This window comes from Brevundimonas sp., assembly GCF_013912065.1.
Lineage (GTDB): Bacteria > Pseudomonadota > Alphaproteobacteria > Caulobacterales > Caulobacteraceae > Brevundimonas.
Genome location: NZ_JACESA010000002.1, coordinates 121,931 through 139,928, shown reverse-complemented (window position 1 = coordinate 139,928; position 17,998 = coordinate 121,931). Strand labels below are relative to the sequence as shown.

The 17,998-nt window shown below is 65.1% G+C and carries 19 protein-coding genes and 1 pseudogene; 1 reads left to right on the top strand and 19 read right to left on the bottom strand.

Annotated features, from left to right (window positions below):
• Positions 1-7: 7 nt before the first annotated feature.
• From H2037_RS02530 to H2037_RS02475, 13 genes and pseudogenes are all read right to left on the bottom strand, one after another.
• Positions 8-529 (bottom strand): DUF2840 domain-containing protein, encoded by a 522-nt coding sequence (locus tag H2037_RS02530; protein ID WP_292117328.1) that lies wholly within the window; start codon positions 527-529, stop codon positions 8-10.
• Positions 526-756: a hypothetical protein gene (locus H2037_RS02525; RefSeq protein ID WP_292117325.1), complete on the bottom strand. Its 231-nt coding sequence runs from the start codon at positions 754-756 to the stop codon at positions 526-528. Before H2037_RS02525 ends, H2037_RS02530 begins: the two co-directional genes overlap by 4 nt.
• Positions 753-1,391 carry a ParA family partition ATPase gene (gene parA / locus H2037_RS02520; RefSeq protein WP_292117324.1) on the bottom strand — a complete coding sequence of 213 codons (639 nt, stop codon included), beginning with the start codon at positions 1,389-1,391 and terminating at the stop codon, positions 753-755. Before parA ends, H2037_RS02525 begins: the two co-directional genes overlap by 4 nt.
• 362 nt (positions 1,392-1,753) lie before the next feature.
• A pseudogene (locus H2037_RS02515) lies at positions 1,754-2,530 on the bottom strand (replication initiator protein A); the annotation flags it as partial.
• A 12-nt stretch (positions 2,531-2,542) separates the two neighbouring features.
• The gene (locus H2037_RS02510) at positions 2,543-2,824 is read right to left on the bottom strand and encodes a helix-turn-helix domain-containing protein (protein WP_292117322.1); all 282 of its coding nucleotides are present in this window, start codon (positions 2,822-2,824) and stop codon (positions 2,543-2,545) included.
• A gap of 140 nt (positions 2,825-2,964) precedes the next feature.
• Positions 2,965-3,438, bottom strand: a complete 474-nt coding sequence (locus H2037_RS02505) for a DUF2285 domain-containing protein (RefSeq protein WP_292117321.1) — start codon at positions 3,436-3,438, stop codon at positions 2,965-2,967.
• Complete coding sequence (locus H2037_RS17385; RefSeq protein WP_365832871.1) at positions 3,383-3,727, bottom strand: DUF6499 domain-containing protein; 345 nt, start codon at positions 3,725-3,727, stop codon at positions 3,383-3,385. Before H2037_RS17385 ends, H2037_RS02505 begins: the two co-directional genes overlap by 56 nt.
• 134 nt (positions 3,728-3,861) lie before the next feature.
• Positions 3,862-4,122 carry a DUF2285 domain-containing protein gene (locus H2037_RS02500; RefSeq protein WP_292117319.1) on the bottom strand — a complete coding sequence of 87 codons (261 nt, stop codon included), beginning with the start codon at positions 4,120-4,122 and terminating at the stop codon, positions 3,862-3,864.
• A gap of 126 nt (positions 4,123-4,248) precedes the next feature.
• A complete protein-coding gene (locus H2037_RS02495; protein WP_292117315.1) occupies positions 4,249-4,497 on the bottom strand; it encodes a helix-turn-helix transcriptional regulator in 249 nt (82 codons plus the stop codon).
• Positions 4,498-4,918: 421 nt separating this feature from the next.
• Complete coding sequence (locus tag H2037_RS02490) at positions 4,919-5,266, bottom strand: hypothetical protein (protein ID WP_292117312.1); 348 nt, start codon at positions 5,264-5,266, stop codon at positions 4,919-4,921.
• A 134-nt stretch (positions 5,267-5,400) separates the two neighbouring features.
• Positions 5,401-5,727, bottom strand: coding sequence for a DUF736 domain-containing protein (locus H2037_RS02485; protein ID WP_292117309.1), 327 nt, complete (start codon positions 5,725-5,727; stop codon positions 5,401-5,403).
• A 579-nt stretch (positions 5,728-6,306) separates the two neighbouring features.
• A complete protein-coding gene (locus H2037_RS02480) occupies positions 6,307-6,747 on the bottom strand; it encodes a hypothetical protein (protein ID WP_292117307.1) in 441 nt (146 codons plus the stop codon).
• Positions 6,748-6,889: 142 nt separating this feature from the next.
• A complete protein-coding gene (locus tag H2037_RS02475) occupies positions 6,890-7,057 on the bottom strand; it encodes a hypothetical protein (RefSeq protein ID WP_292117304.1) in 168 nt (55 codons plus the stop codon).
• Positions 7,058-7,353: 296 nt separating this feature from the next.
• Here H2037_RS02475 and H2037_RS02470 point away from each other — a divergent pair, with 296 nt between their 5' ends.
• Complete coding sequence (locus tag H2037_RS02470; protein WP_292117301.1) at positions 7,354-8,103, top strand: hypothetical protein; 750 nt, start codon at positions 7,354-7,356, stop codon at positions 8,101-8,103.
• Positions 8,104-8,111: 8 nt separating this feature from the next.
• Here the strand turns inward: H2037_RS02470 and H2037_RS02465 are convergent, their stop codons facing one another.
• From H2037_RS02465 to H2037_RS02440, 6 genes are all read right to left on the bottom strand, one after another.
• On the bottom strand, positions 8,112-9,035 hold the full coding sequence (locus H2037_RS02465; protein ID WP_292117652.1) for a DUF2493 domain-containing protein: 924 nt from the start codon (positions 9,033-9,035) through the stop codon (positions 8,112-8,114).
• Positions 9,036-9,384: 349 nt separating this feature from the next.
• Positions 9,385-10,425: a toprim domain-containing protein gene (locus H2037_RS02460; RefSeq protein ID WP_292117298.1), complete on the bottom strand. Its 1,041-nt coding sequence runs from the start codon at positions 10,423-10,425 to the stop codon at positions 9,385-9,387.
• On the bottom strand, positions 10,425-14,732 hold the full coding sequence (locus tag H2037_RS02455; RefSeq protein WP_292117295.1) for a strawberry notch family protein: 4,308 nt from the start codon (positions 14,730-14,732) through the stop codon (positions 10,425-10,427). Before H2037_RS02455 ends, H2037_RS02460 begins: the two co-directional genes overlap by 1 nt.
• Positions 14,733-14,906: 174 nt before the next feature.
• Positions 14,907-15,164, bottom strand: coding sequence for a DUF6117 family protein (locus tag H2037_RS02450; RefSeq protein WP_292117292.1), 258 nt, complete (start codon positions 15,162-15,164; stop codon positions 14,907-14,909).
• Positions 15,161-15,577, bottom strand: coding sequence for a hypothetical protein (locus tag H2037_RS02445; RefSeq protein ID WP_292117290.1), 417 nt, complete (start codon positions 15,575-15,577; stop codon positions 15,161-15,163). The genes H2037_RS02450 and H2037_RS02445 overlap by 4 nt, the downstream gene beginning before the upstream one ends.
• Before the next feature lie 97 nt (positions 15,578-15,674).
• A complete protein-coding gene (locus tag H2037_RS02440; protein ID WP_292117288.1) occupies positions 15,675-17,825 on the bottom strand; it encodes a ParB/RepB/Spo0J family partition protein in 2,151 nt (716 codons plus the stop codon).
• Positions 17,826-17,998: the final 173 nt, after the last annotated feature.

The window sequence follows — 17,998 nt, the reverse complement described above, 5'->3', positions numbered from 1 at the left end:
GCGCGGCTCACGGCTCGGCCCTACGGCGCAACAGGAACGCGCGATGATGTTCGAGCGTGTAGGCGCGCGGCTCATGGCCGGCAGCGAGCCGGTTGTGAACATGCCGCCAGTGATCGGACGAGACCGCTTCCGGATCGATGCCGATGCGCTCGATGGCGTCGATCGCCTGCAGCACGCGCTCGACCTTGGGCCAGCTCTCGATCTTGAGCAGGATGTCGCCGCCTGGCCGCACGAAGGGCAGCGTCTGGTGGGCCTCGCCGCGCGACACGGCGCGCACGATGTCGACGCGAGAAATGATCGTGCCGAAGTCGTTCGACGCCCAGCGCACGAAGGCGAAGATTGTGCCGGGGCGGAAGGAGAGGACTCGCCGTCGACGATCGAGGATCTGTTCGTGGGCGTGCGTCCCGAAGCGAATCCAGTTCTCGATCTTCTTCGCGACCCAGGTCAGCTCGACATGGGTAAGCGTGTCGTGGGGGAGCGCGGCCGGCGACGAGCCGCCGCGCATGCGGGAGGCCGCGATGCCGGTCATGGTGTGTCTCCTGATGTTGAAGGGAACTCGCGCGCGAGCAGCTCGCGCAGCATGTCGGCGACGGTGACGCCGCGCTTGAAGGCGATGATCTTGATACGACCACGCAGCTCCGGCGTGATGTCGATGGTCAGGCGGGCGGTGAAGCGCGCGGCATCGGCGGCTTTGATCCAAGCATCGGCATTGGTCGGGCGCGCTGCGAAGCCGCGCCGCTCGGATCGCTCGCTCATGGTGCGATCCTTTCGATCTCAGTGACGAGCGCCGCGACCTCGCGCGCGGCGGGGCCGCTATGGTCGATCTCGAATGCGAGGCGACCAGATTGCGCCGCGTCGGCGTAGATGACGCGCTGGCCGATCGTGTTGCGCAGCACGGGCGGATCGTGATCGGCTAAAGTTTCGGCGGTCTCGCGGGCGATGACGGTGCGCGCGCCGCAGCGATTGAGGACGAAGCGCGCGCGAAGGTCCGGCCTGTAGATGCGCGCCTCCGATAGGAGCGCCAGCATCTCGGCCGAGGCCCAGCCGTCGAGCGGTGATGGTTGTACCGGGATCAACACAAGGTCGGCGGCGAGCAGCGCGGAGCGCATCAGCCCGGCGACGCGCGGCGGTCCGTCGATGACGACGTGATCGACGTCGCGCGCCAGCTCCGGCGCCTCGCGATGCAGCGTGTCGCGCGCCAGGCCGACGACGCCGAACAGGCGAGGAAGGCCACTGCGGCTGCGCTGTTGCGACCAGTCGAGCGCGGAGCCCTGTGGGTCGGCGTCGAGCAGCGTGATGCGCTTACCGCGTCCGGCCCATTCGCCGGCGAGGTGCAGCGCCAGCGTCGTCTTGCCGACGCCGCCCTTCTGATTGAGGAGCGCAATGATCATCGCGCACCTCCCGGCTGAGGTCGAAGCGGAAGCTCGGGCGCGGAGGAATCTCGTGCCGACTCAGGGGCAGGTCCGCCGCTCTTTCTGGCGACCGTGCTGAGGCTTCGGGCGGTGTCGCGGATGAGCTTTTGCACATCGCGCGCGCGCTCTGCAAAGTTAGATTCTTGGTTAGACTCTAAGTTAAGGGCGCGATTTCGGCTTTGATTTCCGTGCGTTAAGCCCTGTTTCGGTTCCTGATAGCACGAGCCTCGGGTTCCCGATGGCACGATAGTTCGGGTTCCTGATAGCACGAGGCGATCCACAGCCTGTCCACAGGCCGGAGACGGCTCGAAAGCCAGTAGGACGCGGCCACCGATCTCCGTTTCGAGGAACAGGGTGTAGCCGGGCAACGGCTGTCGTTGGATGATGTCACGAAGCTCGAACGCGAAGCGTTTGAACGGCGACAAGCTGCCGGACTTCTGGTGCAGATGACGGAAGTCGAACCGCCAGCCGTCGCGCTGGCGACCGCCATGTTTGCGAACCAGCCGATAGAGCCAGCGGTCGAGCCCGCCAGTGAGATCGAAATAGGCGCGGTCGATCGTCAGCACGAGCGCGTCGTCGAGGACCGCGCGATAGAACCAGTCCGGCACGATCAGTTCGATCCCGGCCGGCTTACCGTTGCGATCCGTCCGCTCCTGCCATTCGTTGATCCAGGAGAAGCGATGGCGCCGGCCTTCGGCGGGCTGACGGATCGAAGTGGAGACGGTGGTGGATTGCAGACGGTCGAGCGCGGCCTTCAGGCGCTGATAGTCGCGCAGGCCGGTGCCGCGCCCGACGAACATGAGGATTTCGTAGGGCGTGGCCGCCATCAGCCGGGAGGTGCGAAGGCCGGCATCACGGGCCTCGACGATCTGGCTGGCGGCCCAGATGAGGATGTCGGCGTCCCAAATGGTCGCCATGCCGTGGTCGGGCACGGCCTCGACCCGGATCGAAACATTCCCCGCGGCGAAGTCGATTGGGGCGACGCGGTGGGACTTGGAGAGGGAGAAAAACGGGTAAGCCATGAGATCCTGCGCGTCTCGTGGCGCGAAGTCGCCGGGGAGCGCTCGAAACAGGTCGAGCTGTCCGCGCTCCGAAAGTTGCCGGGGTCGCGCCGCCATTCTGGAATCCGGTCAGCGTGCGTAGCGGCCGGCATGGGCCGGCGGCGCAGACGTCTGGCGCTTGGCCGGGAGGACGCTGCCGCGCGGATCGGAGGTGGAGGTAACGGCGCCGCGCTCGGCCCAAGCCTGAAGGTCGTCGACCGCATAGACGACACGGCCGCCGAGCTTTCGATAGGCCGGGCCGGTGCCGTAGGTGCGGTGCTTTTCGAGGGTTCGGGCGGAGAGGCTGAGAAATTCAGCCGCTTCCTTGGTGCGCAGAAAGCGCGGCGGCAAAACGGCGAGTTCGGGTCGCATGGATCGGGCCTCCGTGGGTTTTCGGCGACCGCTGGGGTTCAGCGGCGGATGGCGACCACGGTGGCGTAGGGACGGCTTCGCGAAGGATGGGGAAGAAAGGGGGGTGCTAAAATCCCACCCCACTATGCGGCTGGGCGCGACTAGGATCGCCGACGATGACGCAGAAGCTGGAGATACCCGCCACCAATCATGGTGATCGCGCTCTCGACCAGGCCGATAACTGTGTCGCGCAGAGGGGACGTCTTCCACGGGTCCGTAGCGACGCGCGCACTGCCGAATATGGCGTCGGCGATTTCACGATAGCTGGCGCCGTGCTCGCGGCCGTCCGCAGCCTGCAACATGAGCCGAATGCGTCGCCGCTGCTGTTTTGTGACGCGCGTGTCCTTGACGGCGGGCCGACCGTGCCAGGATCGCCAGAAGCGTGTGGCCGCCTCGATGTGTCCCAGCGCATCGTCACCCATCGGGATGAGTGCGGCGAGCGGGGATTGAGGCGTGCTGCCCGGAAGAAAGAGGAGTTCAACCCCGCTGGGGCGGTGGAGTGCGTAGACGCCTTCCGGGCTATGGCGTTGATCTCCAAGGCCGGCGGGCGGCGGATGCGTCAGCGGCGCGTACAAAATGTTCGGATGCGTGAGCGCGAGAACCGCGGAACTGGCACTCGTCGACCAGAGGACGTCTTGGGATAGGGCTGATAGGCTCGGTCTCGCGGCGAAATCGTAACCCCCAACGCCGCTCTGCATCGAGCGACAAAGGAGCGGTTTCAAGTCTTTCGATAACCAGGTTAGCGTAGTGCTGCTGATACGGGACGCATCTGCGCAAACACTCCCATGCAAGACCTTCGGTCTCCAATGCATCGAAATAGTCGTAACTCTTGCGATCACGCCATTGCGAAGTATCTGGCTTCATTCATCAGCTCCTCGCCGATAAAGCGAACTACGAGCGATCAACGATTCCGAGTTGCAATCTTTGGTGGAAGTCGTGGGGCGTGCATCGCGCGATGCACGCGATGCATCGCGACGGGAAAGGAGCGCTGATGGGCGTTAGTTTTTCGGTCCGCGTAGCAGGTGTCGAAATCCCGTGTGGGTCATCCATTGAGCCCGCGCGAGGTGACTATCGTGGACGTGCCTCGCCCGCTCCGGCTCGCGCACGGGGTCGATGTTGAAAAGCACTTGGACGGCTTCACGCCAATCCGCCCCATCCGCTGCCGCATCGAGCAGCCGCGCGTAAAGCTTCACATGCGCGCGATCATAAGCGGTCAACTCCGCACCGGACGGCGCGGCATCTTCGAATGGGTCAATCATCGCGAATCCCTGGCTCCCCAGCACAGGAGGACCTCGGCCACGTATTCTAGCGAAGGATTTTGCGAGATGGATGACGCCCGCGAAGCATCAGTCGATGCGGCTGGGGCATCGCGCGCGCGAATTCGGTCAGCGTTGTTTATCCTCACGGCCATTGACGAGCAGCACACCTTGTCCCCGATCGGTGGACAGGAGGACTACGCCGGCAGCTTCCAACGCCCGTCGAACTTGATCTCGCGTGGTTTCATACACCTCCAATCCGCTTTCGGATTCGAGGCGCTTCAGCGCGGTCAAAGATACTCGGGCGCGGTCAGCGAGCGTCTCCTGTGTCCAGCCAAGCAGCGCGCGTGCGGCCCGTGATTGTCGGGCGGTGATCATGCATGATCACCTCCCACTTCCACGACTACGCACGCCAGAACTACGACTATTATAGTCGTTCTGTGTTCTCGCTGCGAGCCAAAATGACCTTGGCGAGCGGCGGATTCTGAAAAACCCCCAACGGACCGATTCTGTCGTCGGCGGAACCTATTATTCGACGATTTGGCTCAAGGGGGGATCGGGCGCGGCCGTGATCGCAGCCTACGCTCCCGGCGGCAGCAACTCGCTCGCTACGATGCCCATCAATTCTGGGCATTTGAGGCGCGACGCCGTGGCGCCAGCTCAACGGCCGCGCCGTCCGGGTCCGTGAGATAGAGCGGCTTTGCTCCCGGCGGCGGTGCCAGCGGCTGGTCGACGACGAAGCACAGCATCCGCGGGTCGAGCGACCTCCGAGGATTTGATGAAGGCGCATGGACGAGCATCACACCGACATCGGATCGGCCCATCTTGAGCTTGGTAGCGCCGAGATGGGCATCGAACTGTCGTTCACCAGCCCTGCATTCGCTCGATACCAGCGCGCCGATTCTTCAAGATCAGAAACAAAGTGATGCACGCTAATCGTCGTCGGCGCCGCCAGTGTGCACAGGGAGCGATGTCGGCTGCGGCTGCCGTCGCAGCTAACACCGCCATAGTCATGGCCGACATCATTGTCGCCCAGGCGGGAATTCGACTTTGCGGGTGCGAATTCGAGCAGGACTGGACGAGTAGCGGCATCGCGCGGTGTTCCAATGTAGGAGAAAATAACTGGTGCGCGAGGCTGATCAGCCACTGGAGACGATGCACTCCGATTCTTCTCTTCAAACCCGCAATTCTGGATTTTCAGCGTTCGTTGCGGTTCGCACGCTACTCTGCCGCACGCAGGGCAAAGGCCCCGGCCGGTCCGGCCGGGGCCTTGATTGGGGCTCAGTCGCCCCGCCGACCGTTCGGGCGAGACCAGATGAGGGAGAAGGTGTCGCCTTCCTCGTCATCGAAGAGGTTCGCGTAGATCGGCGCGTTGAAGCTCGGATCGTCGAGCTTGAGGCCCAGATAGGCGCGGCCCTCGTTGGAGCGCTTGGACCAGGCGGCGCCGATCTCGGCGCGGCCGACCAGAACCCGGTGGCTGGGGGCATTTTCGCCGGTGGCGCGGGTGTCGGGGACGATGCGCACGCCCTTGGCCTGGACGCTGAGGGTGACGATTTCGCCGGTGAACTCGTTCGAGCCGGTCTTCTTGAAGGTGCCGATGGTCGCCATGGTATTTCTCCGTTTTCCGTTCCCGAGACCGCACCATGCGGCCTCGATGGCGATCGGTGGGCCGGAGGCGACCGACGACGCATCGCTTGCGACCGTAGCAGCGCGGAGGACGGTGCAGGATCGAGTTTCTTGTCTCGCGAGGAATGACGGCCTTGGCCGGCAGGGGAAGAAAGTCGAGACGCGCCGTTGCGGCATAGGCGGTCGAGGCGTTAGCCGTCCTTCGGCCAGATCAGCCCATTGGAGAGGCCGTTTGGAGCGCTCGCTGAACGGATGGCAGACGGAGAAGGTGGCGACCATTCTCGCCTGAAACCAGCCGCAACGATGTTCCAGCCGATCATCACTTTTGTCCTGGCGCAGGCGCCCGACTTCGTCCGTTACGCCTCCAAGGAGAACGCCAGCCCCCGACATTGTCTGCCCGCGCCGTGCCTAACGGCTTGCCGCTGCCACCAAGTGCCTGGGGTGGCCGCTGGATGGGCCTCGACCGCGAAACAGTGCATCATCGTACCGGGGGTCCGGGCCACCTATGACGGGACGATGCCGCTATCCCTGTCTGATCCGGCTACGTTGAGGGGCGCGATCTCAAGCCTGAACAAGATCCCGGCCGGATTGGCCGTCGCCTGCCATTCCAGCGATCCGAAGGAAGGCCGCGATGCCGACGGCAACCGCGCCGATGATGGAAAATGCAATTTGCCATCCCTCTGAAGGCATGAGGTGCTTCGCGATGCCGTGGGTGGCATGATAGCTCGCGACAACGGCCGGCGCGACGAAGACGAGCGCGATCGCCAGCTTAGCCCAGAGCGGGCGCACGGTTCCGAGCAAGAGCTGACCTGCTCCGAAGGTGAATCCAGCGGCCAGCGCTCCGAGAAGAATGGCACCAAGCCACCCCGCGCCGGAATTCATGGCCCACATGCCTGCGTTCACGCCGACAAAGAATGGAAGCGCGAAAACGGCGAGCGTGAAAAGCAACCAGCAAAGGAAGCCGATTGCGACCATGCAGACGAGAATGCCGAGAATGATCATGGTGGTGTCTCCGATAGGAAAGCTCAAGCGGCTGCGCCTTCCACCACCACCGCGGCACAACGCCGACCATAGCAAAAGATGTGCGCCGGCGGGAGCGAAAACCGCTCGGGTTTTCGCCGCGGCGGACATGACCTTCGCCTCGTCATGAGGCGAAGGGGTCGATTTCGCCGACGATCGCGGCGTCATCGCCATCGTATTCGGTGGCGGGCACGACCGAGAGCGTGCCGTCACCGGCGCGGAAGATCACGATGGCAACCATCAGGGTGGCGGCGAGGCTGAAGGCGAAGGCGTGTGCGTCGGGGAAGGACATCGAACCGGCTCCTGTTGGGCGGAGGACCATCCCCCGCTGACAGGCGCCCGATGTGTCCGGCCGGTGGCCGCAATCACCGCGCAGGCGAAGCCGGCGCGGCGGCACGCTATGCGTAGTCCGACCCTTTATGGGTTGATGGCGTCAGGCCATCGGCTGGACCAAGGATCAGCGCAGATAAGCGGGGGGTGTGTCGGCCGATCAAGAGTGGTAGTCGTTGACCTTCAACAGCTCAGCCGTCCGGACTTCACCCGAATGTCTCGCGTCGTCGAGGCAAGAATATTAGCGGGGGATGTCAGGTGAGCGGTTTTCATGTACCCGACGGAAACGAAGCGTTGCGGGCGGACCTGCCAGCAATTGTCGAACTGATCGAACGAACCGCGCGATGGGTTCATCCCGATACTTTCCGCGCGCTGCCGGTGTGGGCGCCGCAAACCGCGCGAGGTCGGCCGCTCTATGATGCAGCCTGGACGCGGCGTTATACGAATACCCGCAAGGCGACCGGGATCACTGCGGAAAAGTTCGAGGGCAACGTCGCAGCACTCAACGCCCTAGTGGCAACGTTAGGCGTGGCATCGCCAAAGCCGAAGAATTGGACCGTCTGCCACATCTGGGGTTACGACGATCCGTCGTTCGCCGAGCGCAGCAATGTCGTGCAAGATCCACGCTATTTTTCGTGTGTCGCGAACATGGTGTGGTTGCCGACGTCGCTGAAAGGATTCACCGACACGATTCCCGAGATTAAGGCGATGCTGCGTGTCTGTTCATTCCATCTCTACGGATGGGCGTGCGAACACGACGATGTGCGGGTTCAGGCGGAGCAAGTTCGATCGGGCTGGGTGCCGTCCGACTATCCCAAATCCTGGCCGTGTCCCGAGCGACCGGGAATCTTGCCTCCAGGCACGGCGCCATTCACGGATCGGATCAAGCGTGAGATTGCAAAGCGGAAAGCCAAATTTCGTGCTGATCTCGATAACGCCGACTATCTGCACTATCCAAAAACTGAAGTCGGCGATGTGTTGAAATTCTGGAAGATTGATCTGAGCTAAGGCGGCGCTCACGCGCCGCCGAACTTCCAGACCGGGATGCCGAGCTTCTTGGCTTTGTCGGCGAGGTTGTCATTGATGCCCGTGCCGGGGAAGTGCATCACGCCCTTCGGCACGATGTCGAGCATCTCGTCATTGCGTTTGAACGGCGCTGCGCGACCGTGCTTCGTCCAGTCGGGTGCGAAGCCGATCTGCGGGACGTTGCGGTTCTTGGCCCAGAGCGAGGCGATCTTTTCGGCGCCCTTCGGGGATTTGCCGTGGATCAGCACCATGTCGGAGTGCTTCTCGTGGACCTGATCGAGCTTGGCCCAGATCAGCCGGTGGTCGTTGAAGTCCAGTCCGCCGGTGACGACGATCTTCGGACCGGGAGGGAGAAGGACTTCCTGTTCGGCGCGTTTCTTGGCCATGAGGAAGTCGCGACTGTCGATCATCGCGGAGGTCAGATGGCGATGGTTGACCTTTGAGCCTGTGCGAGGGAGCCACGGCTTGCCGATCTGGCGTTCGTAGTGTTCGGCGGCCTGGTCGCGCATCAGCTCGAAGGCGTTCTGCCGTTCGATGAGCGTCTTGCCCTCGGCGATCTGGCGCTCGAGTTCGACCGACTTCACCTCGCTGCCGTCCTGTTGCCGCTGCGAGCGCCTCTGCGCCTGCTCGTTGTCGTCGAGTTCGCGAGCGATTCGTTCGGTGGCGCGGTGGAAGACGTTGACGGTCGACCAGAGGAGATCGTCGAGGTCGGGCTCGAGGCGGGTGTCCTCCAGGGTCGAGATCAGGGCGTCGAAGATGTCGGCGATCGCGCCCGCGACCTGATTGCCGTCTGGCAAGAGACGCTGGTCGGGCTCGTCGGCGAAGGGGCGGTAGCCGTGGAGCTGGAGTTCGGTGAGGACGTGATCGGTGGGTGATGATTCGTGGTGGGGTTCGTAGTCGTCGTGCTCGCGCATGGTTTGCTCCTTTGGCTGGACCGCGACCGTCGCGGCCTTCATGGCGACGGAGCCCACGGGCGGAGCGGACCTGCACCCGGCGCGCGCGCCGGGCCGGAGCAACGCGGAGGATGCCGGAGGCCGGCTATTTTGTTTCGCGATGGAAAGGCGGCTGATCCGGGGTCCCCACGCGACCTGTCGCGTGGGGTGGTCGGTCGCCGCCGGAAAATAGTCGGCCGCAGGCATTGCCTGTCCGTACCGCTCGTGGGCCGATCGCCCTCTCGAAGGCCGAGGCGCGGTCCTCTCCAAAGGATCGAGCATCCAGGCGAGCGTGATGGCGGCCGCACGCCGCCGCCGTTCGACCGCCGGCCTATGCCGCCATGAGTATGAAGCGGGCGACATCCTGCGGAGCGAGCTGCACCCGGATATGCGCCATCAGCGCGTCACGCCCAAATGCACGGAGATCCTCGTTGAAGTCCCCGAGCACGGGGGACAGGGCAATCGCCTCGATTCCGACCGCGTTCGCCCGTTCGATCAGCGTGTTCCGCGCGCCGTCCCCGGCGCGGTCATTGTCACGGACGACATAGAGCCGCCGTAGTGCATCGTGGAACTGGATGGCGGCGAGGTGAGCCGCCGAGAGTGCGGCCGCCGCCGACATGCCGGGCATGGCCTCGCGGGCGGAGAGCACGCTTTCGATGCCTTCGCCCGCCGCCAATACCTCGCCGGAGAGCCCGAAGCGGACCGCGTGCCCGAGAAGGTCGCCCATCGCTTTTCGCTGGATGTCGATCGGCGCCTTGCCGGAGCCGTCCGGGGCGAGCCAGGTCCGATGCGCGCCGGTGATCCTGTCGGAGAGATCGGTGACGACGCCGATCATTGCCGGCCATGTCTCGGTCGGGCTGTGCTCGTCGGGCCGATAATAGCAGCGGGGGTGGAAACGCAGGTTTCCGCATCCGTGCAAAGCCGTCATTCCGCGACCGCGCAAATACGCTTCTACGAGTGTCCCGCTGATCGGCTGACACATGGCAACGAGCCGGCGTGCTGCCTCGGCCGACCCGGATGGTGCTGGCGTGCGTGCGTGCTGTTTCGGCTGCGGCTCGGGATCAGGATGCGGCAGGCTGAGGAACTGACGCGCCTCTTCGGCGACGTCAGCGAAATCGATCAGCCCCAGCGATTCACGGATCACGTCGAGCAGATCACCATGTTCGCCCGTCGCGGCATCGGTCCATTTGCCGGCAGGGCCTTTGGCGCTGTCCTTCAGGCGGACGAACATTGATCGGCCGGGCGTGTTGCGCACGTCGCCAACTTGCCAATAATTGCCCTGTCGGCGGCCGGCGCCGAGGTAGTGTTTGCACACCGCCTCGGCCTGTTGGCTGAGACGAGATGCGAGATCGGAAGCGTCGCGGCGGGCCATCACGCAGCCTCCCGCTCGCCGATGCGGGCCACCGGATAGGTGTCGAGCAGCTTGCCGAGCACCGCCGGTCCCGTGCTGTCGATCGGCACGAAGAACCGTAGCGACCAGGAGATGATCTCGGTGAACAGGCCGTAGGCGCGAAGGCGGTCGCGCATGGCCTCGGTGAAGCCGGTCAGCTCGATCCGGTTCGCGCCCATGACGCGCACGCGGCGAAGCTGAAGTCCCTCGGCCAGGTCGAGGATCGTGCGCCCGTCGATCAGCGCGGCATAGGCATCGTCGGCGTCGAGACTGGCCGCGTCGGTCGATGCAGCGTTCGCCGCCCAGGCCGGCGAGACACGACGGCCGATGATGCGTTCGCCATCGTCGGTCTGGAGCCGATAGACGCGCGTCGACTCGTTCGGCAGCCGCTTCCACACCGGCAGCAGGAGACCAGCGACGATATGGATCGTGCTTTCGCTGAAGGCGGGCACGTCGCCGAGTTCGCGGGACCAGGCGGCCGCAAAGGTATTCCGGTCGGCCTCCTGCCAATGGCTTTCCGCCATCGCCCTCAACGAGGCATGGTGATGCTCCATCGGCCGGATCAACCGGACGCGGCGTTCGATCTCGCCATCGTCGAGCATGAGCGACGGCGCTGGAACCTGCACGGCGGCTCGCCCGGAGCGCTCGTTCACCAACAGCTTCGCGCCGCGATCATCGAGCCAGCCGAGGGCGTCGTCGAGCGACAGCGGTCGATTGCGCTCGCGCTGGGTGATGGTCAGCAGCCGGGTTTCCGCGCCCGAGGCCGGGTGAGTGTAGATCGTCGTGCGATCGGTGACGACGAAACTCTCCGCCGTCAGGGTTTCGAGGCCGACGTCATAGACGCCGCTGGCGATTGCGCCGGCCACCTTGGCATCAAGAAGCTGTTCGAAGGCGGTGAACAGGATGCCCTGCAGCTCGATGGTGAGCGCCAGCAGCCGATTGAGGAACGTCGCGATCGGCGGCAGCTCGTCCTTGATGCCGTTGTCGTCCATCAGCTTGAGGCCGGTGGCGGTCTCGAAGCGATGGAGCGAGCAGCCGTCGATCTTGCCACGCACGATCAGGAGATAGAGCTGTCGTAGCGCATCGCGGGCGTAGGAAGATTCCAGATTATCCTCGGGTCGGAACAGGCCCTGGCCGCCGGTCTGGCGCTGCCCGCGGGTGATTGCGCCGAGCGTATCGAGACGCCGGGCGATCGTACTGAGGAAGCGCTTCTCTGCCTTCACGTCGGTCGCGATCGGACGGAAGAGCGGCGGCTGCGCCTGGTTCGTCCGGTTGGTGCGGCCAAGCCCCTGGATCGCCGCGTCTGCCCGCCAGCCCGGCTCGAGCAGGTAATGCACGCGCAGCCGCTGGTTCTTCGCCGACAGCTCCGCATGGTAGCTGCGGCCGGTGCCGCCCGCATCGCTGAACACGAGCACGCGCTTCAAATCGTCCATGAAGGCGGCGGTCTCGGCGAGGTTGGCCGATGGCGCGCGGTTCTCGACAGCAAGGCGATCGCCTTTGCGGACGATCCGGCGCGAGCGGCCCGTCACCTCGGCCACCGTGTCGGTGCCGAAGCGCTGGACGATCTGGTCGAGAGCGCCGGGCACCGGCGGGAGCGACGCGAGGCGCTCGATCAGCTCATCGCGTCGAGCGACGGCCTCACGGCTCTCGACCGGCTGGCCATCGCGATAGACCGGGCGTGACGACAGATTGCCTTCGCCATCGGTGTAGGGTTCATAAAGCTGCACCGGGAAGGAATGGGCGAGATAGTCGAGGACGTATTCGCGCGGCGTAATGTCGACGCACACGTCGTTCCATTCCTCGGTCGGGATTTCGGCCAGGCGTCGTTCCATCAGCGCTTCGCCGGTGGACACGATCTGCACGACGGCGGCGTGTCCGGCCTCCAGATCGTGCTCAATCGAGCCGAGCAAGGTCGGCGTTTTCATCGACGTGAGGAGGTGCCCGAAGAAGCGCTGCTTCGCGGATTCGAATGCCGAGCGCGCGGCGGACTTGGCCTGGCGGTTCAACGTCCCGGTCGAACCGGTGATGTTGGCGGCCTCCATCGCAGCGTCGAGGTGATTGTGGATGATGGTGAAGGCGCCGGCATAGGCGTCGTAAATGCGGCGCTGTTCGTCGGTGAGTTGGTGTTCGACCAGCTCGTATTCCACGCCATCGTAGGAGAGCGAGCGGGCGGTATAGAGTCCGAGCGATCGCAGATCGCGGGCCAGCACCTCCATCGCCGCGACGCCGCCGTCCTCGATGGCCTCGACGAATTCCGCGCGCGTGGCGAAGGGGAAATCCTCGCCGCCCCAGAGGCCGAGGCGCTGCGCATAGGCGAGATTGTGGACGGTGGTCGCGCCGGTGGCGGAGACATAGACGACGCGGGCATTGGGAACGGCGTGCTGAAGCCGAAGGCCGGCGCGGCCTTGCTGCGAGGGGGCAACGTCGCCCCGTTCTCCCTTGCCGCCGCCGGCATTCTGCATCGCGTGGCTCTCGTCGAAAATGATCACTCCGTCAAAGTCGGAGCCCAACCATTCAACGATCTGCCGGACGCGCGAAACCTTCTCGCCACGGTCGTCGGAGCGCAGCGTGGCGTAGGTTGCAAATAGGACGCCTTCCGACAGCGCGATGGGCTTGCCCTGCGGGAACCGCGACAGCGGTGTGACCAGCAGGCGCTCCATGCCGAGCGCGGACCAGTCGCGCTGCGCGTCCTCGATCAGCTTGTCGGACTTGCTGATCCAGACCGCCTTGCGGCGCCCCTGGAGCCAGTTGTCGAGGATGATACCGGCCGATTGGCGGCCTTTCCCGGCGCCGGTGCCGTCGCCGAGCATGAAGCCGCGACGGAAGCGAACGGTGCCGGCCGCGTAGGCGGGCGCAGCTTTTACGAGGTCGAACGTCTCGTCGACCGTCCACGCGCCGGCGAGATAATCGCTGTGCGCCTCACCGGCATAGATCACCGTTTCGAGCTGGGCGTCCGACAGCAGGCTACGGATGTTCGTCGGCAAGGTCGGCCGGTAGCTCGGCTTCGGCGGCGCGACGCTCGCCATGGCGGCGGATTGCACGAGCTTGGTCGGGTGCGCCTGCGCGCCGGGAATGCGGATCGACTGCAATCCATATTCCTCATAGATCGCCTCGGTCAGGTGCGCGCCCTCGGCCGGCGACCAGTCCACGGTCTCATAGGCGAGTAGGATGCCTTCCGGATCGTTGTCGAGCGGGGCCGCCGGACGAGCGGACGCCGCGCGGGCGAGATAGCCGCGCACGGATTTCGGGGGCGTGACCGCGACGGGCGTGGAGATCGCCGGCAGGGTGACGGGCGCACGGGCAGGCATGTCGCGCTCGATCCATCCGAGCAGCGTGACCACATCGGGCGCCGTGCCGGGCGACGTTGGAAAGGCTATGGGGTCGTCGGCCGGCAGCTTGTCGATGACGGTCAGCCTGGTGGGGAACGTCGTGCCATGCTTGGCATAGACAGAGCCAGCGATCGCGGCCGAGAAGACGACGGTGCCGCGTTCCTGCAGGCGCACGAACGCATCGCGCCAGTCGGGCATATCGGGACCGACATTGGCGCCGGTGATTGCGACGAGGCGGCCACCGGGCGCGAGCCGGTTCAACGCCGATGCGATGTGGCGAAACCCGGCATCGGCAACCCGGCCGGAGACGTTGGCCATGGCCGAGAACGGCGGGTTCATCAGCACGACGGAGGGAACGGCCGCCCGATCGAGATGGTCGTCGATCTGCGCGGCGTCGAAGCGTGTGACCGAAATGGCCGGGAACAGGGAGGCGAGGAGATCGGCGCGACGATCAGCCAGCTCGTTGAGGATCAGCGAACCGCCGGCCGTCGATGCGAGAACAGCGAGCAGGCCGGTGCCGGCTGAGGGTTCCAGGACAATATCGGTTGGTGCGATACTCGCGGCCGTCGTCACCGCGAGGCCAAGAGGGATCGGTGCCGAGAATTGCTGAAGAGCCTGGCTCTCCTCCGAGCGGCAGGTATGGGTCGGCAGGAGCGCGGCGATCTTTGATAAGGTGGAAAGCCGTTCAACCGGAGACGCGGATTTACGGAAAAGCGCGCGTCCGTATTTCCGTAGAAACAGGACGGTTGCCACCTCGCAGGCTTCGTAGGAAGCCTTCCAGTCCCATGCACCGCCCGAATCGGAAACGAGGAATGCGGTTTCCATGGCGCCGCGCAGCATCGGGGTTTCGATGCGTTCGCCGCGTTCGAGATGCGCGAGCAGGCCCTGGGCGGCCGACAGGATAGAGGGGGCATAGGCGACGGGCGCGGCCGGAGCGGCCTCGGGCGACAAAACAGTCATCGGGAGATCCTCGGGAGAGCTGGAACGGACGAGCCCGGCCGGCGCTCTCTCTTGAACCGCCCAGACTCATCCCGTCCCGGCGGACCTCTCCCTCTCATCGGCTGGCATAAAAAAGCGCCCGGCCGTGAGGCGAGGCGCTGTGGTGATCGATGTGACGGCCAGCAGCGATGCCGGCTATGATTGCACCTCGGGACGCAGGAAACCGTTCGGGTCGTCAGGGTCCGGCGGCAGATAGGACTCGTAGGGATTGCCATCCGCGAGATGGCCGAACGGTGTGAAGACGACATCTCCGCCATCGCGCCCGACGGCGCAGATGACATAGCGCTGGGCGCCGGTCTCTGCGTCGAGACATTCCATGAGCGCGAGGTTTCCGTCCGCGGCAGCACGCAGCAGCGTTTGGAAATTGCTCCGGGCGTGGTCGGGGATGCTCATGACCGGGCTCCCTCGTCGGCGAGGGTTTCGGCGAGCCAGCCATCGGTATATGTCCAGCCGACTGTCTCGCCGGTGGCGAGGTCGAGGACATGAGCGCCCCCGCCAAAGCCATCGAGACGGGGACGCGAGCAGGTTTTTGCGTATTGGAATCCCCAGCGCCCCTTCAGGCCGAAGGCCTCAGCGCAGCGCTTCACGAACTGGATCAGCCGTTCGGGATGGCCGGTGACTTCATCGCGCATCCAGAGATTCGTGCCGCCGTGCTCGGGCTGGATGAAGAGCTGGAAGCCCTTAGAGGGCGGCTCTTCGGACGCGCCTTCTGCGGACAGCGCGTTGTAGAGGTCGAGCGCTCGCGCGGCATTTTCTGGGGTGCCCACATCGAGCAGGCACGAGAAATGGGTGAAATAGTCGGCCATGACAGGCTCCTGAAACAAAAAATGCCCCAGCGTGAGGCCGGGCGGAGGGGTGGATGGAAGATGATGCGAGGCGGCGGAACCGCCCCGCATCGGCGCGTTATTCGGCGGCGATCAGTGCGACGTGCTCTTCGTCTTCGGGCTCGGACAGCTCGTCATCCTCGCCGTCGTCGGCCAGGAACGCCGGGAGGTCGGCGTCGGCGTCGTCTTGCGAGACAGGCTGCGCATCTTCGCCGGCCGCGCCGTTGGACATGCGCAACGGCTCCGGCAACCAGCCGGTATCGGCCAGCAGGCGCTCGGCCTCCTTGGCCATGTCGCCCTTCTTCAGGTGGCCGATAAGCTGCGCGGCCCGCTCACCGGCGCCCTCGCGCACGGCTTCGAGAATGCGGCCCTTCGTCACCCGTCCGAGGTAGTTGCCGACAGTCGGCTTCCAGCCTGCAGCGACCATGTCGAGCCCGGTGGCAACGGCCAGTCGGTCGGCCTGCGCCAAACGCACATCCAGGCCGTGGCGGCTGATGCCGGATGCGGCGTGCGGATTCGGGCGCTCGAAGAGGGCATTGATCCCGAAGCTCACGCAATGGGCCAGCAGGTCGAGGCGGGTGCCGTCATCGAGCTGTTCCAGCCAATCCCAGAGGGCCTGGTCGTCGGCGGGAACATGATCGCCCCAGCGCTCATGCCGCTCATTCTCCGACTGAGCCGAGGGGCTGGCCTTCATCTCCTCGGACTGGCCGGAGAGATAGAGGTGCCGCACGCTTGCTTCGAGGCAGCCGGTCGGAGCCGTGTGCCGGAACGTGTCGCTGGCGAGCTTGTGCAGCAGCATGGTCAGCGCGACCCGCGGATTGGTCGCCACCGCGTCGCGCAGCGCGAGCGTGCGATGGGCCGTCAGCTCGATGATCAGGCGTTCGGGCAGCGGCTTCACGCCGTCATCCTCGTCCTCCTCCTCGGTCTGTACGGGCTGGCCGCCGGTGGTGATGACCGCGCGCTGGATGGCGGGCGTGCGGATCTCGCCGGTTTCGGGATCGACTTCCTCGTCCGTCGGCATGTCGCCAACGGTCTCCACCGGACGCTCGTCCTCGGGGCGGACATAGCCGCGATCGACGCAGAGCGAGCCGTCGGCGTCGATGCTGACGAAGACGCCGGCGATGGCGATCTCGTCCGGGTCATAGCGGACGGGACGCTGGTCGAGTGCATCCAGGGCGACCTCGATCTCGCCGAGACGCTGATCGATCTCGTCGGGCAGCTCGTCGGCGTCCTCGTATTCGGCTATCAGCCGGTCGAGTTCCTCCTGCAGAGCGTCGCGCGTGGCCTGTTCTTCCTCGGTGATGTCGAGCGGAACGCCCTTGATCGCGCGAAGACCATGGGTGACGCCGTAGGGAATGCTGACCGCGGCCTCGACCCATTTCCAGCCATGGGTCGCAATCTCGTCGGCGATCGTGGTCAGCTTTTCGGACACGAGGCGGTCGAGAAGGGCCACATCCTGAAGCCAGCCGCCGTCGTCGGACTCGAAGAGATCGCGCATGACGATGCCACCGGCGGCCTCGTAGGCGTCGACGCCGACGAATACGGCGCGCTTGTCGGAGGCGCGCACCGTCGTCTCGGTCAGCATGCGGCGGATGTGATAAGGCTCCTTCTGCCAGCTATTGCGGATCGCTTCCCAGACCTGCTCCTGCCGGGCGTGGTCGTGCGACACGGTGAAGGCCATGAGATGCTTCAGCTCCATGCCGTCCTCGGCATAAATGTCGAGCAGTGCGGGCGAGACCGATGCGAGGCGCAGCCGCTGTTTCACGATGTTGACGTCGACGAAGAAGGCGGCGGCGATGTCCTCTTCGGTCATGCCCTTTTCGCGCATCGCCTGGAAGGCGCGATATTGGTCGAGAGGATGGGCCGGCACACGCTCGTCATTCTCCGCCAGCGAGATTTCCTCCATCAGGATGCCGCTGTCGTTCGCGCCGACGACGCAGGGAACCGCCGCGGTCTTGTTCAGGCGCTTCTGCTTAACCAGCATCTCCAGCGCTCGATAACGGCGGCCGCCGGCGGGCACCTCGAACATGCCGGTTTCCTGGCCCTCACCATCGAGAACAGGGCGGACATGGAGGCTCTGGATCAGGCCGCGACGGGCGATCGACGCGGCCAGGTCCTCGATCGAGACACCGGCCTTCACCCGCCGGATGTTGGACTGGCTGAGCACCAGCTTGTTGAAGGGAATGTCGCGCGAGGACGACAGGGTGATCTTCTGAACGGCAGTTGCCATGTTCCTTACTCCGCGACGAGCGCCGAGAGCCTCTCTCTCGAACCCGAACTCGTCACGAAGCGAAGCGCCGCCCTCTCACTCTTGGAGGGCAGCGCCACGGATAAGGAGAAGCGGAAGGGCACGAACGCGCAAAGCCGGAGACACGGAAAACCGTGCTTCCGGCTCCACGGGGA

Coding starts and splice junctions, on each gene's coding strand:
- H2037_RS02460 (WP_292117298.1), bottom strand. CDS start 10,425: ATGGCCCGCCGCGACGCTTCCGATCTCGCATCTCGTCTCAGCCAACAG.
- H2037_RS02465 (WP_292117652.1), bottom strand. CDS start 9,035: ATGCGCGAGCACGACGACTACGAACCCCACCACGAATCATCACCCACC.
- H2037_RS02510 (WP_292117322.1), bottom strand. CDS start 2,824: ATGCGACCCGAACTCGCCGTTTTGCCGCCGCGCTTTCTGCGCACCAAG.
- H2037_RS02500 (WP_292117319.1), bottom strand. CDS start 4,122: ATGATTGACCCATTCGAAGATGCCGCGCCGTCCGGTGCGGAGTTGACC.
- H2037_RS17385 (WP_365832871.1), bottom strand. CDS start 3,727: ATGAAGCCAGATACTTCGCAATGGCGTGATCGCAAGAGTTACGACTAT.
- H2037_RS02445 (WP_292117290.1), bottom strand. CDS start 15,577: ATGGCCGACTATTTCACCCATTTCTCGTGCCTGCTCGATGTGGGCACC.
- H2037_RS02495 (WP_292117315.1), bottom strand. CDS start 4,497: ATGATCACCGCCCGACAATCACGGGCCGCACGCGCGCTGCTTGGCTGG.
- parA (WP_292117324.1), bottom strand. CDS start 1,391: ATGATCATTGCGCTCCTCAATCAGAAGGGCGGCGTCGGCAAGACGACG.
- H2037_RS02525 (WP_292117325.1), bottom strand. CDS start 756: ATGAGCGAGCGATCCGAGCGGCGCGGCTTCGCAGCGCGCCCGACCAAT.
- H2037_RS02475 (WP_292117304.1), bottom strand. CDS start 7,057: ATGTCCTTCCCCGACGCACACGCCTTCGCCTTCAGCCTCGCCGCCACC.
- H2037_RS02440 (WP_292117288.1), bottom strand. CDS start 17,825: ATGGCAACTGCCGTTCAGAAGATCACCCTGTCGTCCTCGCGCGACATT.
- H2037_RS02455 (WP_292117295.1), bottom strand. CDS start 14,732: ATGACTGTTTTGTCGCCCGAGGCCGCTCCGGCCGCGCCCGTCGCCTAT.
- H2037_RS02450 (WP_292117292.1), bottom strand. CDS start 15,164: ATGAGCATCCCCGACCACGCCCGGAGCAATTTCCAAACGCTGCTGCGT.
- H2037_RS02485 (WP_292117309.1), bottom strand. CDS start 5,727: ATGGCGACCATCGGCACCTTCAAGAAGACCGGCTCGAACGAGTTCACC.
- H2037_RS02480 (WP_292117307.1), bottom strand. CDS start 6,747: ATGATCATTCTCGGCATTCTCGTCTGCATGGTCGCAATCGGCTTCCTT.
- H2037_RS02530 (WP_292117328.1), bottom strand. CDS start 529: ATGACCGGCATCGCGGCCTCCCGCATGCGCGGCGGCTCGTCGCCGGCC.